The sequence below is a fragment of the Pseudorhodobacter antarcticus genome (assembly GCF_900110135.1).
Lineage (GTDB): Bacteria > Pseudomonadota > Alphaproteobacteria > Rhodobacterales > Rhodobacteraceae > Pseudorhodobacter > Pseudorhodobacter antarcticus.
The window spans coordinates 1-12,292 of sequence record NZ_FOCO01000010.1 but is presented as its reverse complement, the minus strand read 5'-3'; the positions used below and the strand labels follow the sequence as shown (position 1 = coordinate 12,292).

Sequence of the window (12,292 nt, the reverse complement as noted above, 5' to 3'; positions counted from 1 at the left end):
CGGTCCTTTGGGTTAGGGAATGGCGCGGTGGGGGCGGGCGGCGCGGGTGATGCGGAAACGCGGATCTGTGCCCAACTCCTCTACCTCGCGAAACAGGGTGGCGATGGTGCGCGCATAGGGCAGGTGGCGGTTGGACACCAACCACAAGGTGCCGTGCGGGGCCAACAGGCGGGCAGCGGCGCGGATAAACGCCTCGCCCAAGGCCGGATCGGGGTCGCGGGCGGTGTGGAACGGCGGGTTGCAAATCACCGTATCCACGCCGCGATCAAGTTTGAAGCTGGTGGCATCGGCCCAGTGAAACTGCGCGCGCGGGTCGGTGATCGCGGCGCGGGCGCAAGTTAGGGCAGACGCCTCTGCCTCTACCAGATGCACCTCTTTGACGGCGGCGTTCTGCAAGGCGGCATGGGCGAGGTAGCCCCAGCCCGCACCCAGATCAATGATGCGATTGCCCAGTTTTTCGGGGAAATGGCTGGCCAGCAAGGCGGAGCCTGCATCTGGACCATCGGCGGAAAACACGCCGGGCAGGGTTTGAAACCCGCCATCAAGCTGCAGCGGTTTGGCGCGCCAATCGACCATCAGATCATCGCCGGGCTGAAAGGTCGCCAGTTTGCCATGCGCCTTGGCGACCGTATCGGACAGGGTGAACCGCTGGCGCAAATCGCGCAACAGGCTGTCGATGCCATCGGTTTTCTGGCCGTCAACGATGATCAACCCCTTTGGCCCCACGGCGCTTGCGGCATCGGCCAACAGCGCGCGGGCCTGCGCCTTGGCGCGCGGCACGCAGACCAGTGCAGCAGCAAAACGGTGGTTTTGCGGAAGGTCGGGCAGGACGTTATAGCCCAGCCGCGCAAAGGCGTCATAATCGGGGCGCATCCCTTGCACCACGGTCAACCGCGCTTTGGGCAGCGCCGACAAATTGTCGCTGCCTGCAGGGCGCAGAACCAAAATATCGCCCGCATCGGGCAAGCTGAGGGAGTTTTCGCGCAAGGCGAAAGTCAAACGATCTGAACGCATGGGCAGCCGCAAGACACGGCCATCATCCTTTTTATAGGGGGAACAGGATGCGCAAAGCGCAGACCTGCGGACTTACTCTTTTTCCATGGTGCATTGCAATGGATGCTGATGGCGGCGCGCGAAATCCATGACTTGCGCCACTTTGGTTTCGGCCACTTCAAACGAATACACCGCAACCACCGCCAACCCTTTTTTATGCACGGTCAGCATAATTTCAAACGCCTGCGCATGGGACAGGCCAAAAAACCGTTCAAGGATATGCACAACAAATTCCATCGGTGTGTAATCGTCGTTCAGAATCATCACCTTGTACATCGGTGGACGCTGGGTGTTGGTTTTGGGCTTGGTCAACAGGGAGGCATCACCATCGGGTCCATCCGGCTTTTCAGACATCTGGAAAGGCTTTTGCGGCACTTGGGACTGCTCCGTTGGGATTCGGGTTGTTGCGTTACGCTCATATATAGCGTTTTTCTGCCCAAGGCAAAAGGGGCGGTGCAAGATGCGGGCGATCACGACAGTTGGATTTGATGCAGATGATACGCTTTGGCAGAATGAGGCGTTTTTTCGGCTGACCGAAGCGCGGTTTTTGGACCTGCTGTCGGATTATGCCGCGCCCGAGCATCTGGGCGAACGCCTGCTGGCGGCGGAACGGCGCAATTTGGGGCACTACGGATTTGGCATCAAAGGGTTCGTTTTGTCGATGATCGAAACCGCGATTGAGGTGACGCAAGGCCGCGTGGCAGGCCCGGTGATTGCCGAGATTTTGGCAGTGGGGCGCGAGATGTTGGCCCATCCGATTGAATTGTTGCCCCATGCCCGCGCGGCGGTAATCGCGGCCGCCGCCGACCACCAAGTGCTGTTGATCACCAAAGGCGATTTGCTGGACCAAGAGCGTAAGCTGGCGCAATCGGGGCTGGGGGAATTGTTTCACGGCGTTGAAATTGTGTCGGACAAAACGCCAGATGCCTATGCGCGGGTGTTTGCGCGGCATGGCGGTGTTGCGGAACGGTCGGTGATGGTGGGCAATTCGGTGAAATCGGACGTGCTGCCTGTGATCGCGCTGGGCGGGTACGGCGTGCATATTCCGCATGGCGTCACCTGGGCGCTGGAGGAGGCGGAGGCGCCACTGGGCCACCCGCGCTTTCACAGCCTGCCCGATTTGGGGGGGCTGACAGCTTTGTTGCAGGCGTTGCATATTCGCACACCCCAATAGCTAGGGGATAGCGGGGCCCGCGCCCCCTAGATATAGGCAAGTTGCCGCTGAATATGAGGAACGGGCCGAAACCCATTGATACTGCAATAAATTTGGGGTTTTCCGGTTGGCCGCTTCCGTGCTAGGTTTTCGTAAGCAGTAAAAGCCCCACAAAAAATAGGGGCATGATGAGGCAGAAAAAGGGACCAGCGAATTGGCATCGCTTAAAGGGCTATTCGCCCGAATTTTTCTATTGTTAGCATTGGCGACGTTGTTCGCAGGCATCTCCGTTCGGGCGGGGCATTCTGCCCCTTATGCGGCGGTGGTGATTGACGCCCGCAGCGGCGAGACATTGTTTGAACAAAACGCCGATGCGCGGTTGCACCCGGCATCGCTGACCAAAATGTTGACGCTGTACATCGCGTTTGACGCCATTCGGCGCGGCGAGGTGACGCTGGACACCATGATTACGGTGTCGAAAAATGCGGCGTCCAAGCCGCCATCGCGGTTGGGGTTGAAGTCAGGGCAAAAGATTGCGCTGCGGTATTTGATCCGGGCGGCGGCGGTGAAATCGGCCAATGATGCGGCATCGGCGATTGGCGACCATCTGGGTGGCAATGAGGCGCGGTTTGCGGCCCGCATGACCCAGACAGCCAAGGCGCTGGGGATGCGCAGTTCCACGTTTAAGAATGCGAATGGATTGACGCAAGCCGGGCATCTGTCAACCGCGCGGGACATGAACACGCTGGGGCGGCGGTTGTTTTATGATTTTCCCGAATATTATAACATTTTCTCGCGGCGTTCGACCGATGCAGGGATGACAACGGTGCGCAACACCAACCGCCGGTTTCTGGACGCCTATAAGGGCGCGGATGGGATCAAGACCGGGTACACATCCGCGGCGGGGTTCAACCTGACCGCATCGGCGGAACGCGGCAACAAGCGGATTATTGCAACCGTTTTTGGCGGGCAATCCACTGCGCACCGCAATGCCAAGATGGCCGGGCTGATGGATTTGGGCTTTGGCGCGGCCAAGGATAATGTGGCGGTGCGCCGCCCTGCGCCTGCCAATGTGCCCGGCGGCGATGTCGAAGTGGTGGCCGATACCACGCTGGATGTGGGCACCGGGTCCACCCAAGGCAATGGTGAAGGGCGCAGTGCAGGCAAGACGATCCGCTTGGTGACATCGGTGAAATCATCGCCCCGGCCCAAATCGCGGCCCATGAGTGATGATAAAATTGCGGCCACAGCGAACGCGGTTGTGGCAATGCAGGATGATATTGCCAGCATGTTGGCGCAAGTGACGGGCGTGGCGCCCGAAGTGGTGGCGCAAGCGTCGGCGGCCCCCGCCGTGGTGGCCGCAATCGAACCCGCGCCAGAGCCAGAGCAGGTAGAGGTTGCGGCGGCCGATTGGGCCGAAGTGGTGACGATTGAAAAGCCGCTGGGTGTGGTTGGTGCGCCTGCCGTAGACGCGGCCCCCCAGCGCCGCCCAGCCAAATTGCTGATGGCATCGGCAGAGCCTGCAAAGGATGCACCAAAAGCGGCCCCGGTTGTGGTCACGCGGGTGTCCACATCGGGCGGGCGGCATTGGGGTGTGAATGTGGGGCGCTATGCGTCACGCGCCACAGCGGAACGGACCCTGATGCAGATCGCATTGGCCGAAAGCACCACGTTGCGCGATGGGTTGCGCAAAGTGATGGAGCGCAAAGGCGGATATGACGCAAATTACATGGGATTGACGCAAGAACAGGCGGATTTGGCCTGTCGGCGGCTGCAAGCCCGCGCCATGCAATGTTTCACGATTGGGCCTTAAGGAGGTGTTAGCCGGGCGCGTTGGTTAGGGCGCCCAGGGGGCGGTGGGTTGCACCCACCCTACGCCCTTATTTAGTGCCGTGCCAAAGGGTCAGGCGCGGCCCGGCGTGGCCGACAGCGCGAACGGTTCCACCCCGATATGGCGCAGGGCGGTGGCCCATTTGCCCGCATCCTCGGTCGAAAACACCAGCGTGTCGGGCGCATCAGAGGTAAGCCAGTCATTGCGGGCAATCTCCTCCTCCAACTGGCCCGGTCCCCATCCGGCGTATCCAAGTGCAAGCAGGGCGGTGGACGGCCCTTCGCCCCGGCCAAGCGCGCGCAAGATATCTTGGGTCGCGGTCATGCCAAAGCGGCCCGCGATGTCCATCGTGCCATCTTTGGTTTTGTAATCGGGCGAATGCAGCACAAAACCGCGCCCGCGTTCCACCGGGCCGCCAAAATGCACCGAAATGCCGCGCCCCTGCGGTTGGTGCGGGATGCCGAGTTGTTCCAACAGTTTGGCAAAGGTCAGATCGGTGACGGGTTTGTTGACAATCAACCCCATCGCCCCATCTGCGGAATGGGCGCAGATCAAGATCACCGCTGCATCAAAGCGCGGATCTTGCAGCCCCGGCATGGCGATCAGCAAGCTGCCGGTCAGGTTCATCGCGTGCGTTTCCATACCTGTAACATGGGCCGGGGGTTGCCATTCCTCAAGTTCTAATTGGCCCTTGCGGCAAGATCACGCGATTGTTGGCAAAATTTGGCGCGCGTGCAGTTGTGCAATGGCGCGCGGGATGTCTAATTGGGCGGTATGACACATAGACCCTTTATGATCGCGTTTTCCCTTGTCGCCTGCCTGATGGGCGGGCCGGTGCATGCGCAGCCTGACGTGTTGCGCGCCGATTTGCGCGCAGGCTGGCAGACCGAAGGCGGCGGGCAGATGGTGGCGTTTCATCTGACGTTGCAGGATGGGTGGAAAACCTATTGGCGCGCGCCGGGCGATGCGGGGATACCGCCGCATTTTGACTGGTCGGGGTCGCAGAACGTGAAATCAGTGCGCTTTCATTGGCCGCGCCCCGAGGTGTTTCATGTGGGCGGCATGCAATCCATCGGGTACAGCCATGAATTGGTTTTGCCTGTTGAGGTGGTGCCAATTGACCCCACAAAACCCGTCAACCTGCGGGCGGCGGTCGATGTGGGCGTGTGTTCGGATATTTGCGTGCCCGCATCCTTTCAGGTGGGCGCAAATTTGCCGCGCCCCGGTGTGGCCGATGCCACCATTCGCCGCGCGCTGGGCCAGCGACCCTCCACCGCCAAGGAGGCGGGGGTGACGGGTGTCACATGTGAGGTGACGCCGCAAAAGGATGGGCTGCGGGTGACGGCGGTGCTGACCATGCCATCGACCGGCGGGCCAGAAGTGGTTGTGCTGGAACCGGGGCTGCCGGGTGTTTGGGTGTCGCCTGCCGATGTGACCCGCAACGGCGGGCAGTTGCGCGCGGTAGTGGATATGGTGGGGCCAACGGGCGGTGCGTTCGGGCTGCAACGCGATGCGATTGTGGTGACCGTGTTGGGCAAACACCGCGCGGTAGAAGTAAAAGGCTGCGCCGCACCTTAACGCCAAACCCTAACGCCAAATCCTAACGACTGCCCAAATAGCGGGCGCGCCGTTTGCGCCTGCGACCGTTAGCTGGCTGCGCTGTGCATCCGTTCGATATAGGCGCGCATTTCTTCGGCCTCGTGCCGCGCCTCGCGCAGACCTTCCATTGCGGCGCGCAGTTCGGCCTCTGTCTGGCTGATTTGGTTGGTCAATTCCGCCTCGCGCTGTTCCAGATACAAGATGGCTTGGTCGCGCATCTCCTCGGCCTCATGCAGGGATTGAGCAAGGTTATCCACCTCTGTCACATCGCCGCCTGCCACGCGGGTAAAGCGGTGCAGGACCCAATGCGTGAACCAACCCAGCATGAAAGCCACGAACAAAATGATGGTGGTGGCGATGATAAATTCGGTGCGGTTCATGGGGGGCGTTACCTGTAGAGAAGGGCGGATTTAGGTCAGTTGCGGCTTACAGTTCACAGTTTAAGGCTTACGGCGGGGACGCCGCCATTTTTCATCGGTGGGCGCAAAGACAAAGGTTTCACCGTCAACGGTTTGCGCGCTGGGGGCTGCGTTTTGCTGCCCAGCAAGTGCTGCATCCGCCAACGCAACTGGCGATGGGGCGACATCTGCGGGCACGTTCAACAGCTTAAATTCGATCCGGCGGTTCGCCTCTCGGCCCGGTTCGGTGCCATTGTCGGCGACGGGCGTGTCCGCGCCGTATCCTTTGGCGTTGAACCCGGCGACTTGCAACCCGCGCCCTTGCAACGCGGTCAATACCGCCTCCGCGCGCGCTTGGCTTAGGGCGCGGTTGCCTGCGTCCGACCCTTGGCTGTCGGTGTGACCGCCAATTTCAAGTTCCAACGGGGGGCAATTGCCCAAAATCGCGGCCAGATCGCCCATGATTTTGGACGCGGCCCCATCAACTTCGGCAGAGCCGGGCGCGAATGTGATCTTTTCGCGCTTCATCACCGCGTTCATATCGGCGGCACATTCCTGCGGGGTGGGTAGGGCGGCCAGCGGGTCAAACTGTTCGTCATAGGTCACGCTGATGCGGAATGTTTTGCCTTGCCCCAGCTTGTCCGACAAAATTTGCGAAATGCGCGCGCGCCCATCGGGTTTCCCGGTAACCCCCGTCACCTCTACCGTGTCGGCGCGCACGGTCAGCGACCCATGATGCAGCAGCGCCAGTGATTCGAGGCCCGCCAGCACGCGCACGGACCAACCATCTGGCAAATCTTCATCCAGCAGGGTGGCGGTGTACACGCGGTCCGCGCCAAATTGCGATTTGGAATAACTGTCGGCGGCATAGCGCAGCACATCATCCGATAGGCGACCGCGCAACTGCACGCGCCCATCATCCGACAGAACGGCGGTAAATTCGGCGGGGCCTGCCACGCTGGTCGCGGCCTTCGGCGGCAAGGTGGCATCAAGCGAGAACACGGGCGGCAGCCCCGCCTGCAAATCGCCAACAACGCGGTCAAATTCGGCCTGCGTGGTGGTTGTGGCCCCCAGCAGGGTCACATCCGCATCCGAAAAGGTGATGGTGCCCGCGCCAAGGGTTTTTATCGCTTTGATCCCGAGTTCGGCCGCTTCGGACCAGCGCGGCGATGGCACCCCAAGCCCGATGGTGCAACTGGTTTTGCCCGTGATACCCGCCGACACACCTGCCGCCAAAATACGCGTGCGCGCCCGTTCGGTATCGGCGGAACAGGCATCAAACCGGGGGCCCGCATCATCCAGCACAAAGCGCAGGGTAAAGGGCGTCAGCACCGGGCGGGGGGCAGAAATATCCAGCTTTACCCGTAGGTTGGAAGGGGCAAGCCGGGCCAGATCGGCCTCCAGCTTGCGCTTTTGGTCGACACTTTCGGAAATGGCGGTGATGGTGACAGCATCGGCGGCCACCGAGATTTTGGACCGGGGCAGCAGGCGCAGCGCCGCCAAACCATAGGTCAGCGCGTCATCCCAACCGTCGGGGGCGGGATAATCCGCGCTTTCCAACATGTCAGAAATTTCGGCCCCTTGGGTGATTGCCGCGATGCTGGTGGTCAGGGTTTCGTCCACCTCTTTGCCCGGCACAAGGCCGATCAGGGAGATGCCATCATCATTGCGCAGAATTTCCAGCGAGAATCGCGGTGCCTCGATCGCGCGCATCGCCGTCACCTCTAGCTGGTCGCGCACGCGGCTGGATTGCACCACGGTGCCTGCCATATTCACCACGCGAAACCGCGATGCTTCATTCGGGGCGACGCCGATCAGGCGCACTTGCAGCCCGTTCGCCTCAACGCTGACCCAAGTGATTCCTTCGGTCAGGATTTTGGTTTTCACGGCAGCGGCAGACCGGTTTTCAATGGCCAGCGCCGACCACCACGCCCCAAGCGTTGCAAGAAGGCCGGCGAGCAGCACGGCAGCGACGGTAAGAACTGTTTTACGAAGATGCATCAGGCCACTGCTATAGACGACTGCACATTCCATAGGCCTTTGATGCGCAAGGTTCAATCAAAGCAATGCCGCACCGGCAAAAAACAGCGCAGCGATCAGGCCCGCATTTCGGTTGGAGCGAAACAGCACAAGGCATTTGGCAGGGTCTGTGGTGTCCAGCCGCGCCAATTGCTGCGCCAGATGCCAGCCAAACCCCCAGACGCCAACCAAGGCGACGACCAGTTTGGGCAAGCTGGGCGCGTGCGGGGCAAGGGTTTGAATAACGGCCACGGTCATTAGCAAGGTGGCGGCGATGAAAAACCCGCGCAGCCAGATTTTGGTGTTTTTGTCGCCAAACAGCCGCGCGGTGGATTTGACGCCAATCATCGCGTCATCCTCCTTATCCTGATGGGCATAGATGGTGTCGTAAAACAGGGTCCATGCGATGCCGGACAGCCACAAAAGAATTGCAGCAGGGGGCAAGGTGCCTGCATGTGCGGCCCAAGCGACCAAAACGCCCCAATTGAACGCCAGCCCAAGGAACATTTGCGGCCACCATGTGAAGCGTTTGGCAAAAGGGTACACGGCAACCAGCGCCAGCGATGCCACGCCCAGCGTAACCGCCAGCGTGTTGAACGTGAACAGTATCGCCGCGCCAAGCGCGCATTGCCCGATCATCCAAACCAGCGCTTGTTTCACGGTGACTTGGCCCGATGGGATGGGCCTGCTTTTGGTGCGGGCCACGGCGGCATCAAAATCGCGGTCGGTGATGTCGTTCCACGTGCAGCCCGCACCCCGCATCAACGCAGCCCCCAGCGTGCAACCCAGCGCAATCCACAGATCGAACGCGGTGAAACCCGTGGGCGTTGCGGCCAGCGCCAGCCCCCAAAAGCAGGGAATAAGCAGCAACCATGTGCCGATGGGCCGGTCCGCGCGCGACAGGCGCAGATAGGGGCGGCTGCGCGCGGGCGCAAAGCGGTCCACCCAATTGCCGGCGGGGGCATCGGCGACATATCCGCCCTCTGGTGTTTGCTGTGGCGCGGTCATAGATTGCCCCGATGAATGATGCAAAAATCAGACTCTTTGTAGATCACCCGCTTGGGGCGGGGCAAGTCGTTGCCCTAAATGAAGGGCAGGCAAATTACCTGTTTGCCGTGATGCGGCTTGGCGTCGGGTCTGCGGTGTTGCTGTTTGACGGCATAAGCGGTGAATGGCGGGCCGAGGTGGCGGAGGCGGGCAAGCGTAAGGGTTTGCTGGTGTGTGTGGCGCAAACCAAGCCGTTGCAGATGCCGCCGGACCTGTGGCTGCTGTTTGCCCCCATCAAAAAGGCGCGCACGGATTTTATTGTGGAAAAAGCCACCGAATTGGGGGCCGCGCGCATTATGCCCGTGCAAACCCGCTTCACCAATGCCGACCGCATAAGGGTCGATAAACTGCGCGCCCATGCGGTGGAGGCGGCGGAGCAATGCGGCGGCACTTTTTTGCCTGTGGTCGATGATGTGGTGCTGCTGGCAAAGCTGTTGGCAGGTTGGCCCGCAGACCGCCGCATTTTGTGGTGCAATGAAGATTTGGCGGGGGTGGTGACGGCCTTGCCTGCGCGGGATGCGGGGGCAGGGAACGCTGGCCCTTGGGCGATCCTTATTGGTCCCGAAGGGGGTTTTTCCGAACCAGAACAAGCGCAATTGGCCGCGATGCCGCAAGTGGTGCAGGCCAGCCTTGGCCCCCGCATTTTGCGCGCCGATACGGCGGCGGTGGCCGCATTGGCGCTGTGGCAAGCGCATTTGGGCGATTGGGCATGAGCTTTGTCCGCGAGGAAGCGCGCGCGGCCCTGTGGCGCTGGCGCGGGGTGTTTGGCGCGGCTGCGCTTGGCGTGATCGGTCTTTGGCTGGCCCTCCTTGGCGGGTTCTTGCTGCTGCCTATCGGCGCGTTGATCGTGGCGCTGGCGCTTGGCCTTGGCCTGTTGGCATGGCGGCGCCTGCATTTCGCGCAAACCGATGATGCGCCGGGCGTGGTGGAGTTGATTGAAGGCCAAGTCAGCTATTTCGGCCCCACATCCGGCGGCGCATTGGCTCTGCGCGAGTTGGAGGAGCTGCGGTTGCTGACCCAACACGGCCAGCGCGTTTGGCGGTTGCGCCAAACCGATGGGCAAACCTTGCACATTCCCGTGGCCGCGATGGGCGCGGACCGTTTGTTTGACGCTTTTGCCAGTCTGCCCGGCATGGATACGGGCGCTTTGGTCGCAGCCCTTGCGCCCAAAACCACCGCCCCCGCTGGTCACGCCCTTACCATCGGCCCTGACACCCGCGTGATCTGGCGGCATCCTGCACGCGCAGCCTTGACTTGAGCCGCGCAAAACATCAGTCGTTACGCCGATATTGATAACCCCCAATGCGAGGCCTTTCCCATGTCCATTCCCCAATCCGGTGGCGGCCCCATTGAAAGTTTCGACCAGCTTGCCGCCTATATGGAAAGCGGCAACAAACCCGCCGCCGATTGGCGCATCGGAACGGAACATGAAAAGTTCGGATTTTTAACCGATACCCATGCGCCGTTGCCTTATGATGGGCCGCGGTCCGTGCGCGCCATGCTGGAAGGGCTGCGCGACCGATTCGGCTGGGAGCCTGTCAGCGAGCAAGGCCATTTGATTGGCCTTGTGCGCAATGGTGCGAACGTCAGTTTGGAACCCGGCGGGCAGTTTGAATTGTCCGGCGCACCGCTGGAGACGGTTGGGCAGGTTGCGGCGGAATTTGACAATCATCTGGCCGAGGTGGCGCAGATCGCAGACCCGATGGGCGTGGGTTTCCTCGGGGTCGGGGCCGCGCCCGAATGGTCGCATGACCAGATGGACCGGATGCCCAAAGGCCGCTACCGGTTGATGACCGATTATATGGGCGGCGTGGGCACGCATGGCACGCAGATGATGTACCGGACCAGCACGGTGCAAGTGAACCTCGACTTCGCGTCCGAGGCGGATATGGTGAAAAAACTGCGGGTGTCGCTGGCATTGCAGCCTGTGGCGACGGCGCTGTTCGCGTCATCGCCGTTTTTTGATGGCAAGCCGAACGGGCATAAATCGTGGCGCAGCCGGATTTGGCGGGGGCTTGATAACAGCCGCACGGGCATGCTGCCGTGGGCGTTTGAAGATGGCATGGGCTTTCAACGCTACGTTGATTGGGTGCTGGATGTGCCGATGTATTTTGTTTACCGCGATGGGGTTTACATCAACGCGCTGGGCCAATCGTTCCGTGATTTCCTGAAAGGGGAACTGCCTGCGCTGCCGGGCGAAAAACCAACTCTGTCTGATTGGGCGGACCATATGACCACCGTTTTCCCCGAAGCGCGGGTGAAGAAATACATTGAAATGCGCGGGGCCGATATAGGCAGCCGCGATTACACATTGGCGCTGCCCGCGTTTTGGGTGGGGTTGATGTATGATTCTGCTGCGCTGGATGCGGCCTGGGATTTGGTCAAAGGGCTGGACGCCGAAACCCGCGAAGGGCTGCGCGTGGCGGCCTCCGTTTCCGGGCTGGCGGGCGAGGCGGGCGGCGTGAAACTGCTGGATTTGGCGCGGGCTGCCGTTGGTTTGTCGACGGCCGGGTTGGCCGCACGGGGGCAGGGGGAAGCGGCGCTTTTGGCCCCATTGGAGGCGAGTTTGGCAACGGGGATGACGCAGGCGGACCGGTATTTGGCGTTGTACAACGGTGAGTGGGCTGGTGATTTGGGGCGGATTTATACGGCGGCGAAGTTGCAAAGTTAGAGTGGGCTGTCAGCTTTTCAAAGAAACTAAAATCGGGCGGGCTTTTCAGGGTTTGTCCATCTGATTTAGCAATTTCGAAATTTGTCCAAGGGCAGTGTAACCAGACGGCATTGTGTCGTCTCGCTTCACATCAACGCATTTGGCGATTGATGCGACAAAATACATTTATGGAGTGAAGCGGCTCTGTTGCACAAATGGTCTGACGGTGAGGGTTCCCCTATCCCCGGACAGACTTATCCCACGACTTCTGTAATGGGCGTGCCGAGAGTGGTGAAGCCGTTCAGGACGGCAACACGAACTTGGAACTCCGCGACCTGACGGTCGAAGTCCCGCGCCATAAGGCGCTGACCCAGCAGTTTGACACAGTGCATCTTTGTTTCGACGCGGCTTCGGCGGTGATAGCCGCTCCATCGTCGCCATATCGTCCGGCCGAAGCGTTTCGACGCGCGGAGGGCCTCGTTCCGCGCGATCGCGCCAGGAGTGTCGGGTTTCCATGGCTTGGCGTTCTTGCGCGGCGGAAT

The 12,292-nt window shown here is 61.0% G+C and carries 13 protein-coding genes; 6 read left to right on the top strand and 7 right to left on the bottom strand.

Annotated features, from left to right (window positions below; all coding sequences use genetic code 11):
- Nucleotides 1–12 precede the first annotated feature (12 nt).
- A complete protein-coding gene (locus BMY36_RS06915) occupies nt 13–1,014 on the bottom strand; it encodes a class I SAM-dependent methyltransferase (protein WP_050518389.1) in 1,002 nt (333 codons plus the stop codon).
- A gap of 72 nt (nt 1,015–1,086) precedes the next feature.
- On the bottom strand, nt 1,087–1,407 hold the full coding sequence (gene clpS, locus BMY36_RS06910) for an ATP-dependent Clp protease adapter ClpS (RefSeq protein ID WP_050518390.1): 321 nt from the start codon (nt 1,405–1,407) through the stop codon (nt 1,087–1,089).
- Nucleotides 1,408–1,513: 106 nt separating this feature from the next.
- Between clpS and BMY36_RS06905 the strand changes: the two genes are divergently transcribed.
- The gene (locus BMY36_RS06905) at nt 1,514–2,227 is read left to right on the top strand and encodes an HAD family hydrolase (RefSeq protein WP_050518391.1); all 714 of its coding nucleotides are present in this window, start codon (nt 1,514–1,516) and stop codon (nt 2,225–2,227) included.
- Between the two features lie 232 nt (nt 2,228–2,459).
- The gene (locus BMY36_RS06900; RefSeq protein WP_244888659.1) at nt 2,460–4,019 is read left to right on the top strand and encodes a D-alanyl-D-alanine carboxypeptidase family protein; all 1,560 of its coding nucleotides are present in this window, start codon (nt 2,460–2,462) and stop codon (nt 4,017–4,019) included.
- 90 nt (nt 4,020–4,109) lie between these two features.
- Here BMY36_RS06900 and BMY36_RS06895 read toward each other — a convergent pair whose 3' ends face one another.
- On the bottom strand, nt 4,110–4,664 hold the full coding sequence (locus tag BMY36_RS06895; protein WP_050518402.1) for a YqgE/AlgH family protein: 555 nt from the start codon (nt 4,662–4,664) through the stop codon (nt 4,110–4,112).
- Nucleotides 4,665–4,811: 147 nt separating this feature from the next.
- Between BMY36_RS06895 and BMY36_RS06890 the strand changes: the two genes are divergently transcribed.
- On the top strand, nt 4,812–5,615 hold the full coding sequence (locus BMY36_RS06890) for a protein-disulfide reductase DsbD domain-containing protein (protein WP_074818528.1): 804 nt from the start codon (nt 4,812–4,814) through the stop codon (nt 5,613–5,615).
- Between the two features lie 68 nt (nt 5,616–5,683).
- Here BMY36_RS06890 and BMY36_RS06885 read toward each other — a convergent pair whose 3' ends face one another.
- From BMY36_RS06885 to ubiA, 3 genes are read right to left on the bottom strand one after another with little or no spacing between them, the layout of a single operon-like run.
- The gene (locus tag BMY36_RS06885) at nt 5,684–6,016 is read right to left on the bottom strand and encodes a hypothetical protein (protein ID WP_050518394.1); all 333 of its coding nucleotides are present in this window, start codon (nt 6,014–6,016) and stop codon (nt 5,684–5,686) included.
- 60 nt (nt 6,017–6,076) lie between these two features.
- Entirely contained in the window at nt 6,077–8,035 is a 1,959-nt protein-coding gene (locus tag BMY36_RS06880; protein WP_050518403.1) for an OmpA family protein, read from the bottom strand.
- 57 nt (nt 8,036–8,092) lie between these two features.
- Entirely contained in the window at nt 8,093–9,061 is a 969-nt protein-coding gene (gene ubiA, locus BMY36_RS06875) for a 4-hydroxybenzoate octaprenyltransferase (protein WP_050518395.1), read from the bottom strand.
- 11 nt (nt 9,062–9,072) lie between these two features.
- On the opposite strand from ubiA, the gene BMY36_RS06870 reads away from it, so the two are divergent.
- From BMY36_RS06870 to BMY36_RS06860, 3 genes are read left to right on the top strand one after another with little or no spacing between them, the layout of a single operon-like run.
- Nucleotides 9,073–9,813: a 16S rRNA (uracil(1498)-N(3))-methyltransferase gene (locus tag BMY36_RS06870; protein WP_050518396.1), complete on the top strand. Its 741-nt coding sequence runs from the start codon at nt 9,073–9,075 to the stop codon at nt 9,811–9,813.
- Nucleotides 9,810–10,358 carry a hypothetical protein gene (locus BMY36_RS06865; RefSeq protein ID WP_050518397.1) on the top strand — a complete coding sequence of 183 codons (549 nt, stop codon included), beginning with the start codon at nt 9,810–9,812 and terminating at the stop codon, nt 10,356–10,358. The genes BMY36_RS06870 and BMY36_RS06865 overlap by 4 nt, the downstream gene beginning before the upstream one ends.
- 60 nt (nt 10,359–10,418) lie before the next feature.
- Nucleotides 10,419–11,771 (top strand): glutamate--cysteine ligase, encoded by a 1,353-nt coding sequence (locus BMY36_RS06860; protein ID WP_050518398.1) that lies wholly within the window; start codon nt 10,419–10,421, stop codon nt 11,769–11,771.
- 233 nt (nt 11,772–12,004) lie between these two features.
- Here the strand turns inward: BMY36_RS06860 and BMY36_RS06855 are convergent.
- Nucleotides 12,005–12,292, bottom strand: a 288-nt coding sequence (locus tag BMY36_RS06855; RefSeq protein WP_336469875.1) for a transposase, incomplete at its 5' end; no start/stop codon positions are given.

Coding starts and splice junctions, on each gene's coding strand:
- BMY36_RS06915 (WP_050518389.1), bottom strand. CDS start 1,014: ATGCGTTCAGATCGTTTGACTTTCGCCTTGCGCGAAAACTCCCTCAGC.
- clpS (WP_050518390.1), bottom strand. CDS start 1,407: ATGTCTGAAAAGCCGGATGGACCCGATGGTGATGCCTCCCTGTTGACC.
- BMY36_RS06905 (WP_050518391.1), top strand. CDS start 1,514: ATGCGGGCGATCACGACAGTTGGATTTGATGCAGATGATACGCTTTGG.
- BMY36_RS06895 (WP_050518402.1), bottom strand. CDS start 4,664: ATGAACCTGACCGGCAGCTTGCTGATCGCCATGCCGGGGCTGCAAGAT.
- BMY36_RS06890 (WP_074818528.1), top strand. CDS start 4,812: ATGACACATAGACCCTTTATGATCGCGTTTTCCCTTGTCGCCTGCCTG.
- BMY36_RS06885 (WP_050518394.1), bottom strand. CDS start 6,016: ATGAACCGCACCGAATTTATCATCGCCACCACCATCATTTTGTTCGTG.
- BMY36_RS06880 (WP_050518403.1), bottom strand. CDS start 8,035: ATGCATCTTCGTAAAACAGTTCTTACCGTCGCTGCCGTGCTGCTCGCC.
- ubiA (WP_050518395.1), bottom strand. CDS start 9,061: ATGACCGCGCCACAGCAAACACCAGAGGGCGGATATGTCGCCGATGCC.
- BMY36_RS06870 (WP_050518396.1), top strand. CDS start 9,073: ATGAATGATGCAAAAATCAGACTCTTTGTAGATCACCCGCTTGGGGCG.
- BMY36_RS06865 (WP_050518397.1), top strand. CDS start 9,810: ATGAGCTTTGTCCGCGAGGAAGCGCGCGCGGCCCTGTGGCGCTGGCGC.
- BMY36_RS06860 (WP_050518398.1), top strand. CDS start 10,419: ATGTCCATTCCCCAATCCGGTGGCGGCCCCATTGAAAGTTTCGACCAG.